This window comes from Bradyrhizobium sp. UFLA05-108, assembly GCF_059803455.1.
The window spans coordinates 103,887-122,357 of sequence record NZ_JBANAZ010000009.1 but is presented as its reverse complement, the minus strand read 5'-3'; the positions used below and the strand labels follow the sequence as shown (position 1 = coordinate 122,357).

Here is an 18,471-nt window from a genome sequence, read left to right as displayed (position 1 = left end):
CTCAGTAAGACTAGACGCTTGGAGGAGAAGCAATAGTGATGAAAGCATTTGTATGGAAAAGTTTGACGATACCCTTCCGCTGCCAGCCGATGTTGAGCGCATCTTTCACGAACTGGCCGGTGACGGCTTGAGCGGAATCGCGTGGCTCGAAGAGCGAGGCATAGACCCGGCGCCGATTGTAAACCGAGTCGGTAAGATTGCTCTTGTCGAATACGCCATTGTTTGGAATCCAGAAACCGGCCGCTACGATTTCAAGGCGTACGAACCTAGCCATATCGGACCAAAGCGCCAACCGGCGCTAGCCGTGCCTATCAATGAAGCCGGCAAGTTTATCGACTTGCATCTAACCCGGGATTTCATCTCGGATTTGGATGACTCGATCGGCGAAGATCGGTCTTGCGAGACCGCATGCGGTCGCGCTGCGTGGCTTGGTCGTGACGACATCCCGGGGCAGGCGGTGCGACTGCATGCGCATCCTCTCGATTGGTTGGAAGCCGGCTGCAAGGGCGCCTGCTATGTCGCGCCGATAAGCCGGCAGGGTCTGAAGGAACTGCGCGACGCTGAGTCTATCGTGTGCAACGACGTCGCTACCGCAATGGAAGCTTGGTCATGGGCATTCGAACCTTCGTGGAGGCTGGATTTGCCAGAGCTTGAGAAGATTTGCGCCAACGCGGGCTTTAGGTGTCATGAGGTTGAACCGGATTTACGCGACACCGTAAAGTTCATGGTCGACGACGAGCCGGAATCGATTCGCCACTATTTCGAAGAACTAGCCATCAGCCGCGCTACTTGGAGTCTCTCGGGTGGAAATTAGTGCCAAGGAAATTTTCGTCGGTGGCACGACCTTCGCTGATGAATTCTACGACCGTTTCGTTACGCGCGCGAAACAGGCTGGTTTCCCCAAGCGGCCAACCATGCAAGAGTGGCACGCCGCGAAAGTTGGTTTGCCGGTTATCGACCCGCGCGACTGGCAGGGTAAGACTGAGCCGGAGCAGCCTTGGTTCGTTGAAGGATGGATTCCATTGCAGACAGTCACACTCCTCAGCGGTGACGGTGGTTCTGGTAAGACGGAAATCATTCTGCAATTGATGGCATCTGCATCGTTGCGCATGCCATGGTTCGGCATGGATGTATCGGAAGGCCGTTGCTTGTATTTCGGTGCGGAAGACGGTGCTGATGAGTTGCATCGGCGTTTTGCAAAGATCGCGCGGCATGCCGGTTGCGAGCTGAAGGACCTTGACGGGATTCGATTGATACCACTCGCGGGACTCGACGCCGTGCTAGCCGAACAAGATAAGCGGACCGGCAATCTCGTAGCGACCAAATTGTTTGAGAGTCTAGAGGCGCAAATCAAGGACTTCAGACCCAAAATTGTCGTTATTGATCCTAGCGCCGACGTGTTCGACGGCGACGAAATCAACCGAAGGCAGGTTCGCAAATTCGTATCCATGCTGCGCAAGCTGGCCATCACCTACGATTGTGCGGTGATGCTTTTGAGTCACCCGAGCCAAGCCGGTCTAATCACGGGCTCAGGCACGTCCGGCAGCACGGGTTGGAACAACAGCGTTCGGAGTCGTCTGTATCTGGAAATCAAAAACCCGGATACGCGTCTACTGACGGTCATGAAGGCAAACTACGGGAGGATAGGCGAGAAGATTCTTATGCGCTGGAATGAGGGCGTTTACGTACTCGATGACGGCACGAAGGACGCTGATGCGGAGGCTGTCGATTCTATCGTGAACACTAAGGTAGATTCGCTATTCCTCGAATTACTGAACCTGTTCGGCGAGCAGGGCAGGAATGTGACAAACAAGAGAGGTACGACGTATGCGCCGGCCGAGATGGCCAAGCACCCAAAGGCGAAGGGCTTCACGAAGGAGGAACTAGCCGACGCGATGCAGCGGCTGTTGGACCGGAAGCGCATCAGGGTAGTAACGGAGGGTTCGCAATCGCGGCGACGTTCGCGATTGGAGGAGGTGCAGGGTTAGGTTTCCACCAACCCTTCCACCATCTTCCACCACCTTCCACCATGCGTGTGCTTCCACCCCCCTATAACCCCCGGGATGGTGGAAGCACCATCCGTGGTGGAAGGGACCACCACGGAAGCGCTCCCCACCATCCTCGCTTCTTACCGAAGGGCGGTGGTCACGGCTCTAGGACGCGCTGCGGGGGTCCGTGGTGCGCTTTGGTGCTTCGCCGGTGTTGGGCAAGGCTGGCTACGGAAGAACGCGCCTTGGCCAGCGGCTGCGCCCCGCAATTGCCTTCGCCCTGCTGGTGCGATACACGTTAGAGGTGAGCGGCCATCTGACATGGGGGCTCAGATGCTTTCTACTGAGAACGTCATAACCGGCTTGCTTGGACTAGCCGCTCTTATAGCGGCTCTTGTAGAGTTCGGGAGCATCAGGAGACCAGACGCTCCGCTAGGTCGAACCATCACCTTTGCCGTCGAAGTCATAGTTGGTGTAGCCCTAATTTTTGGCGCACTAGGCGGACCGGGATTGTTATTGCAGCTGCCTTCGCTGGAAAGACAGGACGCACGATCTACAACTCAGACGGCTTCGCAGCCGTCGGCGACAGAAGCTCAGGTGACTGCTCCACAGCGCCCGGTTTCGCCGACTCCGACTCGTATGGCCGCAGGCCCGACCCAATATCCGCCGGCGAGATTCAAAGCGTACGGCATCGTGGCGTTCAAAGCCCGAGCCGCGCCTGACGATAGTGATCGCTACGACATGATTTGTGACGCCTATGTGTCGAGCCTTCCTTTCTATAAGGATGCGAACGCTCCTCTCGCATCGCAGATGGTCACTGTTTGGCCGACCGAAAGTAATGTGTGGGCCAATAAAATTAACAGGGAAGCCCGCGATGATGTTTGCGACGACGCAGTACCACACTACGGCCTAACGACTGCGCTCGAAGCTATAGACTCAGCAAAGAGAAATGGGGCTGAGTTGGATGGACAAGGACCGTTCCTCTTGGCTTGGTCCCCGGGAGCAGCGAAGGGTCAATCCGACGCTCTGGTACTGGTCGCGGACATGTCTGATGTAATCAACAACGAACAAGCCAAGCAAATCTTCGCACAGTGGGCCTTGGATATTCAAAACGATCCAAGTCTGTGGGAGCCAACTTGGAATATGGCGAAGATTGAACTGCGCATCAGGTTATGGGCCGACAAGTGGGGAACGAAGATACTGAACGTTTATAAGAGTAAGTCGTAATGGATATGTTGTTGTCATTTGTCAAGGGATTCGGTCTTGCCGGGGCCGCAGGCGGATTAGTCGGTCTTGTTCTGGTGACGGTGATTCGGCCAACCACGGACGGCGGCATCGCTATTTTGATAGCGATTCCCATTTTAGTATTCGCGGTGGTGGGTGGCATCGCTGGCGCCATACGGGGCAAGAAGGAACAGGATGAGGGCAACGGCTCTTCCAACGATAAGGACGAAGGTAGCTAGCTTCTCGACTTGAATTAGAGAATGCGAATACCACCCTAGGGCCGTCGATTCCTTGTCGCCTGAGGGATCAGAACCGGCCAATGAAAAAATCCGTATGCGTGGGATACGGTTCATAAAAACACACGATTTCAACCAGAAAGGAAAATGTTGATTGGCGACTAAATCGAAGACGATAAAGGCTCCAAGCCATCTGAAAGACTCGGCCGAGTGGTGGGAGCAAATCTGGCGCGAGTACGCGCTACAGTCTCATCACGAAAAGCTTCTCACGGCCGCATGCGAGGCGTGGGACCGCATGGTGCAGGCCCGAAAGGGTATCGAAAAGCACGGACTAACGTTCGTCGACAGGCACGGCTCTCGTAAGCCCGCGCCGGAAATCGCAATTGAACGAGATAGCCGCATTGCATTCGCACGGTTGGTTCGCGAGTTGGCGATTGATGGCTCTCCGGGAGAGTCAAGACCGCCTGTTATTAGCGGGCGGTACAAGTAAATGGGCACGAGCAGAAAAGGACTCCCAAGACGCGGCGCGTCTATCGGGGACTCAAACGCTGACCGTTGGCTGCGCGGCGATAAGTCGTGCGGGGTTTTCTTTATGGGCAAGCACTTCTCCGAATTGGAAAGGCTTTGGCAAGAATGCGGCGACGCTGACTCGATGTATTGGAAACGTGGAATGCGGATTCCAATCACCCGCGAGCAATTGGAAGAGCATGAAGAAGCTTGGCTGAACAGCGGCGAGCACGACGAATACGGATTCGCCTCTAGCTTCATCAATAGCCACTACAGCGATGACGCCAAGTAAGCGCTTTGGGATGAGCGAGGCGATAAGAGGCGCTTCAACTGGCGGCCGGGAATGTGGCGGCCGGAAGCCATCTAGGACCGCCGCACACACACGGCGGGCTTAAGATGGTGGCTGGCATCTTGGGGGCGTTCGCCGCAGTTTGGAGAGCCTTCGCTCGACAGCACGTTCGCTTCTCTCAAGCAGGATAGAGATTCGTCTCGGTGGTTCGTTGTTTGAAGCGAGTTCGAGAAGGCGTTTATCGTCTTCTTTGCTCCATCGTCGAGACCAATTTCTAGGCATGCTGTTCACTCGCGCAGCTTTTTCATGCCTAGTGATCTAAACCGGAAATTGCGGCGACAACCCGACGCGTGCACGGCCGTCTGCGCGCACCGCAGGGGCAGAGCCAGTCGGCTGCCCTTTTCTTTGAAGGACATTATGAGCGATTACTTTTCAGCATCTGCAAGTCTTCGAACGAACTGGGACCATGTCACCGGCCGACGCCGTACCAGCACCCGACCGATTGCCCCTGTCTTAGCGAACGCAATCAAGAACCCGCGCATGCCGAAGCCGAGAAGGCGACTTCGCTGCTAGCGACATTGGCGTGCGCGCGTGGACACGTTCGTGAAATGAACCGCGACGGCGATCCGCGGACAATTCGCGCGGCGACGTCTTAGCGAACGTGCCCAAAGGAATGCCAAGCGTAAGCGCCTTGGGCAAGCTGCCTTCCGTTCTCTTCATAGCTTTGGCGATCTTCACAACAGGCGTTTTAGCCTTGGAGTGGGCGCGCAGTTCCTTAACGTCCGCTGCGGTGTACTCGCGGCGGACAATTTTCTTAGCTTTCTTGGCCATCAGGAAATCCGTCTGTGCTGTTGCGCAGTGCTTGTAGCAAAATCAACGAAGAATGTGGGGCACCGGGACCGAACTAGTGCACGCGTCCGTCGCAGGCGTTGCTATCGTAAGCCCAAGCGTTACATAGGCAATCATAGCGACCAGTGAACAGTGGTGGTAACAGCGGATGCAACATTTGCCTTTTGCCGGACTAACGCAATCGACCCGTGTTTTTTGCTTTCTCGATCTTGAGCATCCCGCCGTGGCTTGGGCCGTTATGCGCGGCATGCTTGTTTCAGCAGAGTACGCGTCCGGACATCATCCCGGCTTCATATCTTTCATGCAAGCAGGCATGGTCGAGGCGCTGAATAATCCGAGAGTATTCAATGAGTTTTTCATAGAATCGGTGCGCCAAAGCTCTTTTCCTCATCAAGTCTCGCGGATGCAGGGTGTGTTTTTCTTTCGGTCGCGTGATGAAGCGGAGGCGCGAATAGGAGACGAAAGGTGGCCTCCGTATTTCGAGCCGAAGAATCTGCTTGAATTGGAACTATGCCACGTTAATCCCTTCACAGATGTGGACGCCAACTGGATTACATTTGCGCCAACCGGCAAGGATGGGCGGATATCTGTCGCTGATTTGCAGTGGGTGGAGCGCTATTGGGCGGGTGAGACCTACAACGATAGCCCCGTCTGGGAACGAATTGCAAAAGGCATTGCGCTGGTTCTGAACGAAGGGGTTCGACGGCAATGTTACGACTATCTACGGGATATCTTTCCGGCGTCGCACATTCCCATCCTAATGGCTCGCTTGGCCTCTGAAGTCGGTACGCGCGGCGGGCTTGTCGCACCGTTTCTAAAGCGCCAGGACGAGAAACGTATCCTATTGAGCTATTTATGGAGCGATGCAGAGTTTCACGATCCGGCAGTTATCTCAGCGATCAAGCAGCATCCGGATTCTGGCGCTCTCGGGAGAATGATGTCTGAGAGCGAAACTTGGAAAATACCGGACTTCCGCCCGTGGGGCAAAGTGTTTGAATTGGCAGAGCAGACCATTTCAGGACTCACACCATTCAAAGTGCCATCGCTGCACCACCAGAAGTGAGTTCAGCTTCGGGTCATTTTCCACAGCTGAACTTCATTGTCACGACTAAAGCAAAGAGACGGAAAGGCTTTGAGGCGGGCAAAAGGGACTTGGCCTTTGGATTGCCCGTTATCGCTTGCTTCATACCTCATCCTGAGATTGTATGGAGCAGCGCTGGTCGAGGCTGTCTGAAGCCGGGGGGCAATGAAGAAAATCGCGAATGAGAGGTTCATTCCCGCGGGGCTGTTCGCGTTCGCGGTGTGGCTCTACGTAGTCCTGCCTATTTTGTATTATCCGCAAACAGGCAGGAAAGCCGTTGATGCTGCGGCAAGCGAGTGTGTTCAGACGATACTTGGAATATGCTTCGTTACTCCATCCGAGCAGCATGGAGGAATATTCGGCTTCGCGGAATTTGTGCAGGCATTCGCTCTGCTGGTACTCATTTTTACAGTCACTGGCACCCGATATCAGTTCAGAGTGCACGCGGCCCCGGTCCGTCTGTGGGCAGTAACCTATTCACTGGCCGGAGCAATAGGCTCATTAGCAATCGTTTCGGACCTGTGGTTCGCAGAACGGTATCTAACTCCTAGGTTTCTTGCAAGCCAAGCGCATTGGCAGTTTGTGCTTGGCTTGATGTTCTTGGCGCTGACTTTGGCGTGGCTGTGGTTTGCTTACGTAGGTGCGGCGAAGTTCGGACGGTATAATGCGTCTAGATACACACGCGCGGTCTACCACTACGTAATGCAAGGCGTCGAAGAAGACTTGCCGGTGATTGCAGACGAACTTGAAAGGTCGGCAGAAAGGATTGTTCGTTTCGCGTTAGCATCTGCTCCGAGTGATGATAAGCCTACTGCCGAGAATTTCGCCCACGACTTGCTATTGATACTTGGCAATCGTCGCTTTTGTCGACACGTGGTCGCCAGTGCGCCGAACACTGCGATTGCTATTTTTCAAGCTGTTTCAGAAGCGAAGCGTTATAAGTTGCCTATGTCACAATTCGCGTCCGGGATTTCAACGGAGGCATTGCTCAACAAGGATTCGTTACTCTACCATGAAGAACATGGGCTCTACTCGGGATATTTCGGCTATGCGCGGCCTTTTACAAACGCCGTGTACGGCGATTATCGACTTGTGGAAGGGGTAGCTGCAAGCGGTGGCAATTCACCTCTCGATATCGACTTTGAAGTCAGACGGAATTTGGACACGCGGCAGGTCGAAGCATATGCGCGCGCCGTCCTAACAACGTTCAAGTCGGCGCTGGCCCAAGGTGTGTTTCACCGGCAATCCTACGTTTTAAATCGCGCATTCGAGACGTTGGTGGGCAGATGTTCGGACATTTACAGGCTTGCTGAACCGATTAGCCAGCAAGAGAAAGGTGAAATTACCGGGCGACTGAGTGCCGTTGTTCAGTTCGTCAATGAGGCCGTGCAGGCACTGCAACAGTCAGGGATTAAGAAAACGAGATTGAGAAGAAGAGGTGAGCGATATCGACTTGACGAGGACTACTACGACAAGATTGCTCAGTTCTGCTTTGAGATAATTGGTCACGCTTCCTCGTTAAATACGTCTTCCTTCGAAGGGTGGACAGTCCAGTTCAGTTTGGTTTGGGGGCAACTTTGGAGACCCGGCGACAACCCCAGCCGGAAAATTATCCTCTTTAAGCTGCGACGGCTCCTGTATGATGAAATCAAGAGCATTGAAACCCGACAAAACTATCGCAATGCGAAATACCTCGGGTACTGCCTCTATGTGATGGGGCTAACGGTCGGCAAGAAGAATGATTATCGGGCAGATGAATATCCGCTCCGGAAGGCCGTGATAGGATTCACGAAGAAGAATTATTTGAAGATGGTTCAACACCAGCACAAAGTTGCCGAAGCAGTTTGCATTGGAACTCTATCGTTCAATAAGGATGGAAAGCAGTTGGTAAAAACCTTCCGCGAAGGACTAAGCCTCACTGCTCCAACTGAGGCGTTGGATTTGGATGAGCCGGTGACGTTAAGTTGACAGCGTTGCCGCGCGCCGACGCGCTTGAAATCGAATCTGCGTCAAAGCGGCGGCTGGCAGATGAATACGACGCGGTGGTGAAGAGAGGAGAGATTGCCGGGCACGGCACTGCAAGAGATTTCAAGGTGGCAAATAAACACCTTGAAAAGCCGACACTGAATGATGCTGGCCTTACCAAAGAGCAAATGAAAGAGGCGCGAAGAATTCGCGACGCAGAGAGGCGCGACCCCGGCATTGTTCGTATTGACCCGCATGCGGTGCTAACGGGCTTCTCGGCATCCAACCCCTAGCGGCTTCACAACTGGCCCGTCAGCACGATCTTGGGTCATGCTCACGCTAACCCGCCGCCGCGATCGAAGCGCTAGCCAAGAGGCGTGGCTGATCTACTACGGCGACGTTGAGTCCGGCAGCATCGGCCTACGAAGCGGTAATCCGACCGAAAGCAAACCGTGGCAGTGGCGCTGCGGTTCTATCCCGGCAGCGAGCCGACGGAGTGCACCTCCGGGACCGTCGCGAGATATGAAGGGGCTCGCGCGGCCTTTCTGGAGGCGTGGGCCGTGTTCTTATCCAAGGAACGCAAGCCGATTTTGAGGAATGGCGCCGACAGCAAGAGTGGACGGCACGCAAGTACGCGGCGTGGACGCGTGGGGAGCGGGTGCTTGTCCGATGAAGATACGACTTGTACTGGCCATCCCCGTAAATTTACCAAGTGCTTGCGCTAGGCGGATCGGGTAGCGCTCAGCTATGCGAAGCGACGAGCAACGACCAATCTGCGACACGTGCAAGCGCGAGATGTCTCGCGTGGGTAAACTGCCGCCGGTCGGTAATCGTGAAGCTGTTCTGGTTTATCGGTGCGTTCCTTGCAAACGAATAGCCTCCATACCAGCGGCTCAGTAGTTCTACGGAGCGAAGGTTGTTGTATGCTCGGGCTTTCGTATTTCATGAGTTTTTTCAAATGAACGTCAAAGCCGTTATGGCGAGAATTCTCGAAGCCGAGCTATTAGCTCGCGGCGTAACGCTAGCCAACTCAGACTACGAACAGATCGTCGAGAGGATGATGGAGCAAATCGGCGAACTAGAGCTGAAACTCCGGCGAGACAAGAACGTAGAGCCGTGAGCGGCTGGCAGCGGCCGTTTGATGATCCGATTCCGCTGCCAAATGGCCGGAAGCTGCTCACGCTGCACGACTGTAGCTGAAAACGCTACAATATGTGAACACGGGAAAATGTATCCTCGGACTCGCCGGCCGCCTCGCATCGACTGGCTTGCAGAACAACGGCAGGAACACCCTACGGGTTCATCGCTATCCGCTTTTTTGCCTCGAATGGGCGGCCTTGGGCGTACGCGATACGGAACTCCATTAGCTCGTTCGACGTGACGTTCCGCTCGGCCTCAAGCACTCGGGCTCGCAACTCGTCCAGTTCGGCAAGCTGAGAAGTAAGCGCTTCGACGCGTTGGCGAAGAACGACAGCAGCAGCTTCTGCTCGAACGCAATAGCGCATTGCAGGCCCCCCTTTTTGACGGCCCGCCCCGGGGGAAAGCTGGCAGCTACAGCAGTATCACGCACCAACATATGTGGCGTACTCAGGAGAAAAAAAATGGCGGCGGCAAGCTTGGCTTGCTAGCGGACGAATGGTCAAAGCTTGCGCAACAGCACCGCCACTACGCTAGCGACAATGCTGCATCGTCCGAGCAGGTGCGTTCGTCACTTGGGAATTTCCAAAGTGACGTACGGTGCGCGACCACTGTCTTGTGGTCGACTGCGTTGGCCCTCGGACTCGCCGGCCCCCGTGGTGTCCAATCCGGAGGTGCGGGCCGGCGGTCCTTGGGCTGAGCGCACGGGGAAGGGCGCTCCTGCAAAAATGAGTCGAATTTGATTGGCCCGGGGTTCAACCCCTTAAGGCGGTCATGGTTACTGAAATCTTCGTCTTAACCGAACCGGAAAAATCCGGATTGACGTTCACTATCGCGGCGGTTGTACTGGGGCCGATTTTTGCTAGTGGTATTATTTTAGGGGCGTCCATGGGTTGCTATGATCGCGCCATTGTTCTGCGCAAGAAACTTGACGAGCTAATTATCGATCTTTCCGAACTAGAGTCCCTCCGCAACCGCGTGCAGGAAGCTGAGCGAAACCGATTCATCGGCGTGCGCCGAAGGCGAAGAAGGGCTTCTCGGGTCCGACGTTTGCGCCGCTAGTTTCGAGCAGAGCGCCGTCCTCTATCTGTTGGTTCCGTAACTGGGTTTCGTCGCGTTCTTCAGTCACTCAACCCTCCCGGAGTTGAGGATGCAAAACTAAAGGACTTCAGAGGGCGCCAGCCCTAGCTGAGGTCCTCAGTGTCGGCATCACGTCTTGATTTCGGCATCGTCAACTCAGCCAGCACAGCTTGTTCCATGGTTAGACCTCTACGCGGCTCGCTGAAGAAGCGGGGCAGAGAGTTTATCGGGCGGGACCACCATTGGGTCGATCTTGGATGTAGTTTCCCCGGTCCGATGACAATTGGGGCAGTGGAATAAGTGACTGATTGTATTCCTGTTGACCAACGCAGACCGAGTCCACCTCATCTCAATGCGGCATGTCGGGCAAATGGGTGATTCCAACTGATCGAATGCTCGTCGAATTCTATCCACCATGGTTGTGTCCCGCGTTTCCTCGTACTTGGCATTACAACGCACAATTGGGAAGCTTGGGCATTAACAAATTCAGCTGGAGCAACCGTAGGTTAGGCAGGCGAAACATCGTTTCACGAGAACATTCCGCGAACCGAGTCCGGGACTTTTCCGGGACTTTTGGGTCAAAAGCCTACGTTTCGTGTCGCTTATGTTCCTCCAGACCCTAAAAGGAAGCTTGCAGGTCGGGCCGAATATCCCTATTCAAACAACGCCGTCAGGCATTCGGAGCGTGGCGCAGCCCGGTTAGCGCACTAGTCTGGGAGACTAGGGGTCGGAGGTTCAAATCCTCTCGCTCCGACCAAAATTCTCAATAATATCAAAGTCATTTTCCGGGCGGGCGGTTTACAGGCACCGCCCGTTTACAGGGCGGTTTACAACTTTTGTTCGCCTGCCGTTCCTTTGGCGGTGGTCGAATCCGCGCTCTGGGATGCCACCGCGGCCTGCTTGTCGCGATAATCCTCGAGCTTCTGGATCGCGTTGGCAGCCAGCACGCCGCGCCTCGCGAGATATTGATCGATCACCCTCTGCGCCTTGTCGACCGTCCAGGTCAGCGCCTCGGCGATCTCCGGTGCGGTTGCGCCGGCTTCGGCCAGCAGCGTCGCGGCCGTGCCTCGGTTGTCGTGAAAATTGAGGTCGGCGGTTTTGACGGAGTCGGCATCGGCCCCGTGCGCCCTGGCGTTGGCCGCATCGAGCTTGTCGCAGTCCTCGCGCCAGTGCTCGTTAAAATAGCGCTTGGTGTAGGCCTTGCCGGTCGACGTCAGCATCACCAGCGCGCCGGCCTTCGATTCCTTTAAGCGATCGAGATGCGCCTTGAGTTCGCGCGTCGCCGGAATCCAGAGCAGCTTCCCGGTCTTGGTCGAGCGGATCTGTACGCGGGTGCCGTCGTAGCGCGTCCAGGGAAACTTCCTGACGTCGCTGGCGCGCATCGCCGTATTGCGCACCAGGATCATCGCCGTTGCCATGGCCGGCCGTGCGTTTTGAATGAAAGCCTGCTGCAGTTCGTCCGGCCAGGTCTTGTCCGCCCTGTGGCTCTTGTAGAGCCGTGTAAAGGTATCCAGCGGGTTGAACTTGATCTGCGCCTTTTCCTTCGCGAAGGACAGCACGCGCGCGAGGGCGGCCACCAAGTTGTCGGCCGAGCGCAGCGATGTCTTGCCGAGCTCGTCATGCCAGGCGAGCGCGTCCTTGCGGAATTCGAGCGCATCGTCGGCATCGTTGAACGTGGCGGCGGGGCAGCTGCCCCAGCGCTGTTCAATGCGCTTCAGCTTCCAGACGTATTCGCGCTGATGATCGGCGCTGAGGGTGCCGAAATATGCCGAGCTGTCGAAATGCCGGATCAGCTGCGTCAGCGTAGCCTCGCCCTTCGCCCGCATTTTCTTTTCGGCTTCGGCGAAGCTCTCGGCGAGGCGCGCCTCATCCAGTGGCATGCCGGTGGCGCGATGGTAGAGATGGATCTTGATCGAGCCGTCCGCCTGGCGCTTCTTGACGCGGTGGATGCCCTTGAGCCCAACTGGCTTGTTACGCGGCTTTGGTCTTGCCCGCATTCTCCGCCTTCCAGCGCTGGTATGGTGTCAGCTCGGCGGCGGAGTCTGTCACAAAGCCCGAGGTGCGGTCCAGAGCCGCATCCAGGGCCTTTCGGTCCCAGCGGGCAGTGCCGGGCATTGCCTTGGGGACAATACCCTTTTCCATCCAGCGGTCGAATGCTGCAAGCGTCTTGCAGCCGCAATATTCGGCCGCCTCCTGCTTGGTAAGGCCGCGTTTCAAGCTCATGGGCAGCCCTTTCGCGGAGCGCGGCAGGCCTCGCCCTGGGCCGTGTGGCAGGCGGCGCAGTCGCCATTTGTTTCGACGACGCCGGTCTCGCAGCGACGCGGCCGGCCGGGCGGGTGGGGATGGACCATGCGCTTCTCGAGCTCGGCGACCTGGCCAAACATGTGCGCCACCATCTGTTCGCACTCGCTGAGCGACGGGCTGCCGAGGCCGCGCGTCGCAAGATCGCGCTGCAGGACGATCGCCATCAGGTTAATCACGGTCACCGCGCGGTCTCCTCTCGCAGGTGCACTCGCTCGCCCACGATTTCCGCGCGGCCGCTGGCGATAAGGCGCAAGACCACCCCGTCTGTGATCCGCCTGGTGCCAAACCGCCAGCCGCCGCGCCGCTGCTCGAAGGGGCTGAGTTCGAGCAGCTTGAGGAAATGATGGTCGCCGGGCAGGAGCCTCATCGGCCGCCTCCGTCGCTCTCCGGCTTGATCGACGGGCGCGGGGAGGGCGCCCGCCGCGGCGGTGAAGCCGGTGATGCTGCCACCGCCATGCGTATCGCGCTGGACATGGAGGGCGGCGGAGTTTCTGAAGCCATGGCCTGCGCAACGGCCGCCTGACGCGCGGCGAATAGCGCGTCCTCGGCCAGCGCCAGCACATCGCCGTAGCGGTAGCACCGCTGGCAGAGCATCCGGATTGCCTCGCGCTCGGTCTCGGGGACGCCATCGCGCCGGAGATCTTCGGCCATGCGGGCGATGAGGTCTTTGGCATTGGCGGGGATACGGGCAAAGCTCGGAGGGCGGAGCAGCGTCACGCGACTTCTCCGTTTTTGTCCGGACCGCGCACAATCATCTCGGCATGCGGCGCCGGCGCAGTGAACACCACAGAGTTTGCCAAGCCGCCATTCGCATCCGGCCGAGGACCAGCCATCCACGGCGTGATCGCAGGCCAGAGAATCGTCGCTCGATACTGATCCCAGTCGATCGGCGGATGCCCGCCGATCTGTCTCGCGACCTCGGCGCAGGCGAAGATCATGCGCTGCACATCCTTGGGGTCGAGGCGCGCCTCGTACTCCTGGCCAGTCGCGCGATCGACGAGTCGAAGCTGCAGGTCACGATAACCGGGCGCGCTCGAATAGCTCTTGAATGACACGCGGGTCATGGGAAGGGTGCGCGACGGTCGCCTGGCGGGAGCGCGTGCGGCGGACCTCGAAGGGCGAAGCCGGGTCATGCCGCCGCTCCGCTCTCTCTGGAAAAGCCGATCTCGCGTGCAGCTTCCGCTAAGACCTTTGCTGCGCGCTGGTCGGCAGGAACCGACTTATCGAAGGTGAGGCGCCAAGCTCGAACAACCTCGCGGGAGCGGTCGTGGTCGCAATAGGTGACGCTGCGGTCGTTGATTGCGTGCCGGCGCAACATCGCGCGGGCCTTGAAGTCGTCGAGCGTGGCAGGGGTGCCGGCGGCGTCAAGGAAGGCGAAGAAACGCGCGAGGTCGCCGGCCTGGCGCCCGTATTCGCGGAGGGTGTCGCGGGTGTGTTCATCCTGCGAAACGTACCGGTGTGGCGTGTCGAGAGCAGTGGCGACGTGACGCGCGATATAACCCGCAATCTGGTCGCGCGTGCCATGCGTGCCGCCCACGTTGCAAACGAGGCGATAGTCGCGGGCGAGATCGCGCGCCTGGTTCATCAGCGCCGCCAAACGCTCGGCGCCTTCGAGCGTCGCGCACCTGGTTACATGCTCGTCGCGGAGCGAAAAGAAACCGTCATCGAGTGGGCCTGTCTTGAGGCGCACGCTGAAGTCGTCGAAGCCTTTATGGGCAAAATAATCGCCGATTTGAACCGGCGTCTTTTGAGGTGCACTCTTCCGCGGCATGGCAGGTCTCCCGGGGTGGTGGGGAGAAGCTACATCCTACACGAAACATGTCAACATGATTTATGTTGATTGCCGCTTTGTCGGGGCTTCTCTTTGGCCCCTGCGCTCTGTCGGCTTCTTTCGGCTAGCCGGATCAAGGCTCTTCCATTGACCGCTACGCACGACGGTCGATACCTCCAGGGCGCGCTGGATCTTTACGTCCCTGATCGGTGGCGCGTTGTGACTGAGCAGATCAAAATGGCCTTTCCGACCGCCGGCGACGATCCGCTTTAGATATCGGCTGCCATCCACCGTCGTTACAACGGCCTCGAAGTTGAGCACGTCCTCGAGCCCCTGATGCTGGTCGACAACGATGATCACATCGCCGTCGTCATATCTGGGAAACATGGCATCGCCCTTGACGCGGTAGGCTTCTGCCTCCTCAGGAAGCGGAAAGGCGACCTCGATTTCTTGATACTCAGCGCTGACATCAATCGCCCCGCCAGCGCCGACCAGCCCTCGCACGTTGACAACGTTACTGCGGCGGCCTTCGCCTTCACCTGAGAGCAGCCAGCCAGCGGAGACCTTGAACGCGAGCCCATATTTTTCGGCGACGTCCACAGGAAATTGGTTCTGCCCATTCTCGTGTGCCGCGTAGGTCGACGCCGGCCAGCCGAACCGTTTGGCGGCGGCCATCGCACTATCAAATCCAGCATTTTTGCGCGCGCGGCGCAGTCGATCGCCCATGGTCTGCATGGGCCAAGGATCACAAATCGTGTTGACACAAGTCATGTTGACCAATTCAACACGAATCATGTAGGCACCATTGACATGGGACAGGGTGATTCGGAAAAGACGGTGTCGGACGTGTTCGCCGTATTCGGCGGTCCCGCCAAATTTGCTCGCACATTTGGGCTGAAGGCCTCATCGACCGCTTCGGAGATGAAGCGCCGCGAGAGCATCTCGATCAACCTGTGGCCTTCGATCGTTGCCGTGGCCTCCCAGCGTGGCATCGATTGGCTCACCTACGAATGTTTGACCCTGATGCATGCAAAGCCCCTCCAGTCGGTGGGAGAACAGCCATGACAGGCAAGGTACGTTCCCGCCGCGGAACTAGCAAATTTGACGACTTCCAAAACCGGAATCACGACTTCCAAACCGGGAATCAGATTTCCCCAGTCATGCAAAAAGTGAAGAGCTTGCTGACTGAAGGTAACGCCGCGAAAACGCTCAGCTTTTTGATCGATGAGGAGGTCAATACCTGCCAGAAGCTGCTCTGCGGAGCGCGCGCCGAAAACGCGCAGATTCTGGCCAAGCTGCTCTGCGTCAATGAGCACGATATCGGCCGCGAGGTGCTGCTCACGATCGGTGAGGGCAAGGCTACTGGCTACATCGAAGAGGTCCGCCGTCGCAGCGCTTTGCGCGCGATGAAGAAGAGCCTCGACGAAGCAACCCAGAGTTATGCGCGCGCACTCAAGGCGGAGCTCGCCGAATGAATTGTCGCGTCGACCAGCTTTATTACGTCACCGGCGAGCCGCCGGCACAAACGATTCTCATCAATGGTGAGAATGATCCTGTCCGTGAGGCTGGATTCCCCGGCGGCTCACCCGTGACGTCACACGACATCCGCGAGGGGCCGATCATCCATCTGCCGCCATAGCCCAATGGGCGAAGGCGCATAGGTCCCTCGCTTCTTAGTAACCCACCGCGTTTCGAGCCAACCCCGCCGCAGGACCATCCGTCCTGCGAACGAGGAGTCTTGTCCCGATGATTGTCGCCAAGATCCTGATCTCGATTGCTTTGGTTTTCACCGCGCTCAGTCTTGCGTGCGCGGTATGGGCCTCGCGCGAGCGCGAGCCCGGGACCGCCCGGCGTCAGCGACACACGCCGGGCGGTCCCCATGTTCGTTCGCTCGGCGATATGCCCGGCTTCACGCCTTCTCAACTGAGGCGATCGCTGACGAGAGACTCCGCCGGCGCCCTCCGACGGATCGTGGACGGCGGGGGCTTCGACATCCCCTCGGAAGCGCCCGCCGTCCGCGTCTCCTCGTCGGAGGCCTGACATGAAGCCGCTGTCTCAGACTCTCAATGAGCTGATCGGGCTCGTCCAGGACACGCTGACGCGGCCGGCGCTTTGGGCTTTTCCGGATGCTCGCTTTGGCGAGCTCCCAGCCGCAATCCGCCACGCCGATAGCCAGCCCACCGAGGGCATCCGCTGCACGCGCGCGGCAATGGCCGTCGTGATCATCCTGGAGGCGTTTTACGCCAGCGCCGATCGCGAGCCGACTTCGCGCTGGCTGATGGCCCTCGGCGTGATGCTGCCGCTATTGCGCGGCGAGGCCTGGCAGGCATTCCGCCACGAGAAAGGGCAATCGACGACAACTGAGGAGTATCAGCGATGAAGGGGCCCGTGACGCAGGCGTGGTGCCACGCGATTCCGTTCATGCAGCAGACGGTGCTGCTGACGGCGGTGCGCGGCCCGGACGGCATCGCGAAATATCATCCGTCAAAGTATCTGCTGCGCTGGTTTCGCCGATGCGTGCTGGTCTCGGCGATGGATGGTCGCGTGCTGTTCACGCCGTTCGAGCCGGGCGGCGGCTCCTTCACGGGGCCGAGTTACGACATCTCGATTCACGGCGCGGTCGAAAGCCGCGTCGCGACCTGGATGGAATGGATGGACGAACTCGCGGGCCTATATCTGCGCTCGCTCGATGAGCTGCCGCATCATTTCCAGATGCACTTCATGCATGCGGCCGAGATCCTCGGCTACAAACATCCTGATCCCGACATCGCTGCCTGGTGGCTGAAGACTTATGACCGCTTGGTGCACGATATGCACCTTTGGCCCGAAACCGAGGCGCAGCTCGACAAGCGCCTCGGTGACGACCGCGCCGGCTGGCTCGCCCGCAATGATGAAGCGACCATCGCATGAGCGCGCGCCCGATGTCTCTCGCGGAAGCCAACGAATGCTGCGGGCAATGCCTGATCGGCATCGCTCTCGACCATTACGGCGCGATGGAGCCGATGAGGTTCGACCGCGTCTGCGAAAACTGCCCGCTGCTCATTGAGCGGCCGAGCATCAATGATGAAGCCCTGCGCGAGGCTCGCGCACACTGAAATTCCGGCCTTGAGCCGGTGAACCTGGAGAACGTGACACATGAACGTACTTGCGAGAACGGATGGGGCAGGCGCCCTTTTGACAAAGCTTGATGCAACATCGCCGGCGCTGATGATCGACGGCCTCAGCCGCCTGCTGGTCAAGGCCGGGACGGTCTTTGCCGGCGTGAGCTTTGGCGGTGATACCGAGGTGAAGATCACGAGCCTCGAGCCCGGCAACGACTACCTCGTCCAGATTGTCGACGGCGCGCCTGTTGCAGTGAAATTTGCCGAGGGCGGCGGCGATAGCTGCTTAGGCGGATTTCATTTCGCGCCAGGTGGCAATGCCGCGGCACGCGCGGGCGGCGATATCGACCCGGCTATCAATCCGTATTCGCTGCATGACCGTAATTTTGGTCCCGCCTGCGCCGATCCGCGCGGCATGGTGCTGGTGACGGCGCCGGGGCGCCAATTCTGGTGCGACATCTACCTGACCGGCGTCGATCATTTGAAGGTCGGCACGAGTGCTTTCGACGCGCTCATTGCCGACGGCAATGATCTTCCGATCGATCCGTCGACACGGACGGGGCAACCGTTCGAGCGCTTCGATTATGCCGCAGCTCGTGCATTGATGCAGCATCATGGCAAGAGCCTGCTTTCCTTCGAGGAATTTGCGATCGCCGCTTATGGCGTCACCGAGAAAACGTCGGCGAGCAAGGATCCGCGTAAGACAGGTCTCGATGCCGCGCGCACCAGCCGCTTTGGCCTGATGCAGGCAACCGGCAATCTCTGGGTCTGGGGTCATGATGGCGATCCCGATGAGCCGCGCGCTTCGCTCCTCGGCGGGTCCTGGTGGCGCGAGGGCGACGCGGGCTCGCGCTGCGCGGACCTCGACTACTGGGCGGACTACTCGGTCGAGCTCATCGGCGCCCGCGGCCGCAGTGACCACCTGCAGCTTGGTTAGCG

28 protein-coding genes and 1 tRNA gene are annotated in these 18,471 nt (G+C 58.1%); 20 read left to right on the top strand and 9 right to left on the bottom strand.

Annotation, left to right across the window (positions count from 1 at the left end; all coding sequences use genetic code 11):
• Positions 1-52: 52 nt before the first annotated feature.
• From SO140_RS09420 to SO140_RS09395, 6 genes are all read left to right on the top strand, one after another.
• A complete protein-coding gene (locus SO140_RS09420) occupies positions 53-814 on the top strand; it encodes a hypothetical protein (RefSeq protein ID WP_498542523.1) in 762 nt (253 codons plus the stop codon).
• The gene (locus SO140_RS09415; protein WP_498542522.1) at positions 804-1,988 is read left to right on the top strand and encodes an AAA family ATPase; all 1,185 of its coding nucleotides are present in this window, start codon (positions 804-806) and stop codon (positions 1,986-1,988) included. Before SO140_RS09420 ends, SO140_RS09415 begins: the two co-directional genes overlap by 11 nt.
• A 639-nt stretch (positions 1,989-2,627) precedes the next feature.
• On the top strand, positions 2,628-3,215 hold the full coding sequence (locus SO140_RS09410; RefSeq protein ID WP_498542521.1) for a hypothetical protein: 588 nt from the start codon (positions 2,628-2,630) through the stop codon (positions 3,213-3,215).
• Positions 3,215-3,451: a hypothetical protein gene (locus SO140_RS09405; RefSeq protein ID WP_498542520.1), complete on the top strand. Its 237-nt coding sequence runs from the start codon at positions 3,215-3,217 to the stop codon at positions 3,449-3,451. The genes SO140_RS09410 and SO140_RS09405 overlap by 1 nt, the downstream gene beginning before the upstream one ends.
• A gap of 151 nt (positions 3,452-3,602) precedes the next feature.
• The gene (locus SO140_RS09400; protein WP_498542519.1) at positions 3,603-3,938 is read left to right on the top strand and encodes a P27 family phage terminase small subunit; all 336 of its coding nucleotides are present in this window, start codon (positions 3,603-3,605) and stop codon (positions 3,936-3,938) included.
• Positions 3,939-4,040: 102 nt separating this feature from the next.
• A complete protein-coding gene (locus tag SO140_RS09395; protein WP_498542518.1) occupies positions 4,041-4,247 on the top strand; it encodes a hypothetical protein in 207 nt (68 codons plus the stop codon).
• Positions 4,248-4,757: 510 nt separating this feature from the next.
• Here SO140_RS09395 and SO140_RS09390 read toward each other — a convergent pair.
• Complete coding sequence (locus SO140_RS09390) at positions 4,758-5,075, bottom strand: hypothetical protein (RefSeq protein WP_498542539.1); 318 nt, start codon at positions 5,073-5,075, stop codon at positions 4,758-4,760.
• Positions 5,076-5,241: 166 nt separating this feature from the next.
• On the opposite strand from SO140_RS09390, the gene SO140_RS09385 reads away from it, so the two are divergent.
• The 6 genes from SO140_RS09385 (at position 5,242) to SO140_RS09360 (ending at position 11,113) form a co-directional block, all read left to right on the top strand.
• A complete protein-coding gene (locus tag SO140_RS09385; RefSeq protein WP_498542517.1) occupies positions 5,242-6,156 on the top strand; it encodes a hypothetical protein in 915 nt (304 codons plus the stop codon).
• Positions 6,157-6,339: 183 nt separating this feature from the next.
• Entirely contained in the window at positions 6,340-8,142 is a 1,803-nt protein-coding gene (locus SO140_RS09380; RefSeq protein ID WP_498542516.1) for a hypothetical protein, read from the top strand.
• The gene (locus SO140_RS09375) at positions 8,139-8,432 is read left to right on the top strand and encodes a hypothetical protein (RefSeq protein WP_498542515.1); all 294 of its coding nucleotides are present in this window, start codon (positions 8,139-8,141) and stop codon (positions 8,430-8,432) included. Before SO140_RS09380 ends, SO140_RS09375 begins: the two co-directional genes overlap by 4 nt.
• 665 nt (positions 8,433-9,097) lie before the next feature.
• Positions 9,098-9,259 (top strand): hypothetical protein, encoded by a 162-nt coding sequence (locus tag SO140_RS09370; RefSeq protein ID WP_498542514.1) that lies wholly within the window; start codon positions 9,098-9,100, stop codon positions 9,257-9,259.
• 791 nt (positions 9,260-10,050) lie between these two features.
• The gene (locus tag SO140_RS09365; RefSeq protein WP_498542513.1) at positions 10,051-10,338 is read left to right on the top strand and encodes a hypothetical protein; all 288 of its coding nucleotides are present in this window, start codon (positions 10,051-10,053) and stop codon (positions 10,336-10,338) included.
• A 697-nt stretch (positions 10,339-11,035) separates the two neighbouring features.
• Positions 11,036-11,113, top strand: a tRNA-Pro gene (locus SO140_RS09360).
• A gap of 70 nt (positions 11,114-11,183) precedes the next feature.
• Here the strand turns inward: SO140_RS09360 and SO140_RS09355 are convergent.
• From SO140_RS09355 to SO140_RS09320, 8 genes are all read right to left on the bottom strand, one after another.
• The gene (locus tag SO140_RS09355) at positions 11,184-12,353 is read right to left on the bottom strand and encodes a tyrosine-type recombinase/integrase (RefSeq protein WP_498542512.1); all 1,170 of its coding nucleotides are present in this window, start codon (positions 12,351-12,353) and stop codon (positions 11,184-11,186) included.
• Positions 12,328-12,579 carry a hypothetical protein gene (locus tag SO140_RS09350; protein WP_498542511.1) on the bottom strand — a complete coding sequence of 84 codons (252 nt, stop codon included), beginning with the start codon at positions 12,577-12,579 and terminating at the stop codon, positions 12,328-12,330. Before SO140_RS09350 ends, SO140_RS09355 begins: the two co-directional genes overlap by 26 nt.
• On the bottom strand, positions 12,576-12,842 hold the full coding sequence (locus SO140_RS09345; protein WP_498542510.1) for a hypothetical protein: 267 nt from the start codon (positions 12,840-12,842) through the stop codon (positions 12,576-12,578). Before SO140_RS09345 ends, SO140_RS09350 begins: the two co-directional genes overlap by 4 nt.
• The gene (locus tag SO140_RS09340; RefSeq protein ID WP_498542509.1) at positions 12,839-13,027 is read right to left on the bottom strand and encodes a hypothetical protein; all 189 of its coding nucleotides are present in this window, start codon (positions 13,025-13,027) and stop codon (positions 12,839-12,841) included. The genes SO140_RS09345 and SO140_RS09340 overlap by 4 nt, the downstream gene beginning before the upstream one ends.
• Positions 13,024-13,377: a hypothetical protein gene (locus SO140_RS09335; protein ID WP_498542508.1), complete on the bottom strand. Its 354-nt coding sequence runs from the start codon at positions 13,375-13,377 to the stop codon at positions 13,024-13,026. The genes SO140_RS09340 and SO140_RS09335 overlap by 4 nt, the downstream gene beginning before the upstream one ends.
• Positions 13,374-13,724, bottom strand: coding sequence for a hypothetical protein (locus SO140_RS09330; RefSeq protein ID WP_498542507.1), 351 nt, complete (start codon positions 13,722-13,724; stop codon positions 13,374-13,376). Before SO140_RS09330 ends, SO140_RS09335 begins: the two co-directional genes overlap by 4 nt.
• 65 nt (positions 13,725-13,789) lie before the next feature.
• Positions 13,790-14,245, bottom strand: coding sequence for a hypothetical protein (locus SO140_RS09325; protein WP_498542506.1), 456 nt, complete (start codon positions 14,243-14,245; stop codon positions 13,790-13,792).
• Positions 14,246-14,491: 246 nt separating this feature from the next.
• Positions 14,492-15,226: an XRE family transcriptional regulator gene (locus SO140_RS09320; protein ID WP_498542505.1), complete on the bottom strand. Its 735-nt coding sequence runs from the start codon at positions 15,224-15,226 to the stop codon at positions 14,492-14,494.
• Between the two features lie 15 nt (positions 15,227-15,241).
• Between SO140_RS09320 and SO140_RS09315 the strand changes: the two genes are divergently transcribed.
• From SO140_RS09315 to SO140_RS09280, 8 genes are all read left to right on the top strand, one after another.
• Positions 15,242-15,496 carry a hypothetical protein gene (locus tag SO140_RS09315; protein ID WP_498542504.1) on the top strand — a complete coding sequence of 85 codons (255 nt, stop codon included), beginning with the start codon at positions 15,242-15,244 and terminating at the stop codon, positions 15,494-15,496.
• Complete coding sequence (locus tag SO140_RS09310) at positions 15,493-15,906, top strand: hypothetical protein (RefSeq protein ID WP_498542503.1); 414 nt, start codon at positions 15,493-15,495, stop codon at positions 15,904-15,906. Before SO140_RS09315 ends, SO140_RS09310 begins: the two co-directional genes overlap by 4 nt.
• Positions 15,903-16,070, top strand: coding sequence for a hypothetical protein (locus tag SO140_RS09305; RefSeq protein ID WP_498542502.1), 168 nt, complete (start codon positions 15,903-15,905; stop codon positions 16,068-16,070). The genes SO140_RS09310 and SO140_RS09305 overlap by 4 nt, the downstream gene beginning before the upstream one ends.
• 107 nt (positions 16,071-16,177) lie before the next feature.
• Entirely contained in the window at positions 16,178-16,471 is a 294-nt protein-coding gene (locus SO140_RS09300; RefSeq protein WP_498542501.1) for a hypothetical protein, read from the top strand.
• A 1-nt stretch (position 16,472) separates the two neighbouring features.
• Positions 16,473-16,811: a hypothetical protein gene (locus tag SO140_RS09295; protein ID WP_498542500.1), complete on the top strand. Its 339-nt coding sequence runs from the start codon at positions 16,473-16,475 to the stop codon at positions 16,809-16,811.
• On the top strand, positions 16,808-17,341 hold the full coding sequence (locus tag SO140_RS09290; RefSeq protein WP_498542499.1) for a hypothetical protein: 534 nt from the start codon (positions 16,808-16,810) through the stop codon (positions 17,339-17,341). Before SO140_RS09295 ends, SO140_RS09290 begins: the two co-directional genes overlap by 4 nt.
• On the top strand, positions 17,338-17,526 hold the full coding sequence (locus tag SO140_RS09285) for a hypothetical protein (protein ID WP_498542498.1): 189 nt from the start codon (positions 17,338-17,340) through the stop codon (positions 17,524-17,526). The genes SO140_RS09290 and SO140_RS09285 overlap by 4 nt, the downstream gene beginning before the upstream one ends.
• A 40-nt stretch (positions 17,527-17,566) precedes the next feature.
• The gene (locus SO140_RS09280; protein ID WP_498542497.1) at positions 17,567-18,469 is read left to right on the top strand and encodes a hypothetical protein; all 903 of its coding nucleotides are present in this window, start codon (positions 17,567-17,569) and stop codon (positions 18,467-18,469) included.
• The last annotated feature ends 2 nt before the right edge of the window (positions 18,470-18,471 follow it).

Bases quoted from the DNA above. Each gene is read 5' to 3' on its own strand.
- SO140_RS09420 (WP_498542523.1), top strand. From the start codon at position 53: ATGGAAAAGTTTGACGATACCCTTCCGCTGCCAGCCGATGTTGAGCGC.
- SO140_RS09410 (WP_498542521.1), top strand. From the start codon at position 2,628: ATGGCCGCAGGCCCGACCCAATATCCGCCGGCGAGATTCAAAGCGTAC.
- SO140_RS09405 (WP_498542520.1), top strand. From the start codon at position 3,215: ATGGATATGTTGTTGTCATTTGTCAAGGGATTCGGTCTTGCCGGGGCC.
- SO140_RS09395 (WP_498542518.1), top strand. From the start codon at position 4,041: ATGGGCAAGCACTTCTCCGAATTGGAAAGGCTTTGGCAAGAATGCGGC.
- SO140_RS09390 (WP_498542539.1), bottom strand. From the start codon at position 5,075: ATGGCCAAGAAAGCTAAGAAAATTGTCCGCCGCGAGTACACCGCAGCG.
- SO140_RS09385 (WP_498542517.1), top strand. From the start codon at position 5,242: ATGCAACATTTGCCTTTTGCCGGACTAACGCAATCGACCCGTGTTTTT.
- SO140_RS09380 (WP_498542516.1), top strand. From the start codon at position 6,340: ATGAAGAAAATCGCGAATGAGAGGTTCATTCCCGCGGGGCTGTTCGCG.
- SO140_RS09370 (WP_498542514.1), top strand. From the start codon at position 9,098: ATGAACGTCAAAGCCGTTATGGCGAGAATTCTCGAAGCCGAGCTATTA.
- SO140_RS09365 (WP_498542513.1), top strand. From the start codon at position 10,051: ATGGTTACTGAAATCTTCGTCTTAACCGAACCGGAAAAATCCGGATTG.
- SO140_RS09355 (WP_498542512.1), bottom strand. From the start codon at position 12,353: ATGCGGGCAAGACCAAAGCCGCGTAACAAGCCAGTTGGGCTCAAGGGC.
- SO140_RS09350 (WP_498542511.1), bottom strand. From the start codon at position 12,579: ATGAGCTTGAAACGCGGCCTTACCAAGCAGGAGGCGGCCGAATATTGC.
- SO140_RS09340 (WP_498542509.1), bottom strand. From the start codon at position 13,027: ATGAGGCTCCTGCCCGGCGACCATCATTTCCTCAAGCTGCTCGAACTC.
- SO140_RS09330 (WP_498542507.1), bottom strand. From the start codon at position 13,724: ATGACCCGCGTGTCATTCAAGAGCTATTCGAGCGCGCCCGGTTATCGT.
- SO140_RS09325 (WP_498542506.1), bottom strand. From the start codon at position 14,245: ATGAACCAGGCGCGCGATCTCGCCCGCGACTATCGCCTCGTTTGCAAC.
- SO140_RS09320 (WP_498542505.1), bottom strand. From the start codon at position 15,226: ATGATTCGTGTTGAATTGGTCAACATGACTTGTGTCAACACGATTTGT.
- SO140_RS09315 (WP_498542504.1), top strand. From the start codon at position 15,242: ATGGGACAGGGTGATTCGGAAAAGACGGTGTCGGACGTGTTCGCCGTA.
- SO140_RS09310 (WP_498542503.1), top strand. From the start codon at position 15,493: ATGACAGGCAAGGTACGTTCCCGCCGCGGAACTAGCAAATTTGACGAC.
- SO140_RS09305 (WP_498542502.1), top strand. From the start codon at position 15,903: ATGAATTGTCGCGTCGACCAGCTTTATTACGTCACCGGCGAGCCGCCG.
- SO140_RS09300 (WP_498542501.1), top strand. From the start codon at position 16,178: ATGATTGTCGCCAAGATCCTGATCTCGATTGCTTTGGTTTTCACCGCG.
- SO140_RS09295 (WP_498542500.1), top strand. From the start codon at position 16,473: ATGAAGCCGCTGTCTCAGACTCTCAATGAGCTGATCGGGCTCGTCCAG.
- SO140_RS09290 (WP_498542499.1), top strand. From the start codon at position 16,808: ATGAAGGGGCCCGTGACGCAGGCGTGGTGCCACGCGATTCCGTTCATG.
- SO140_RS09285 (WP_498542498.1), top strand. From the start codon at position 17,338: ATGAGCGCGCGCCCGATGTCTCTCGCGGAAGCCAACGAATGCTGCGGG.
- SO140_RS09280 (WP_498542497.1), top strand. From the start codon at position 17,567: ATGAACGTACTTGCGAGAACGGATGGGGCAGGCGCCCTTTTGACAAAG.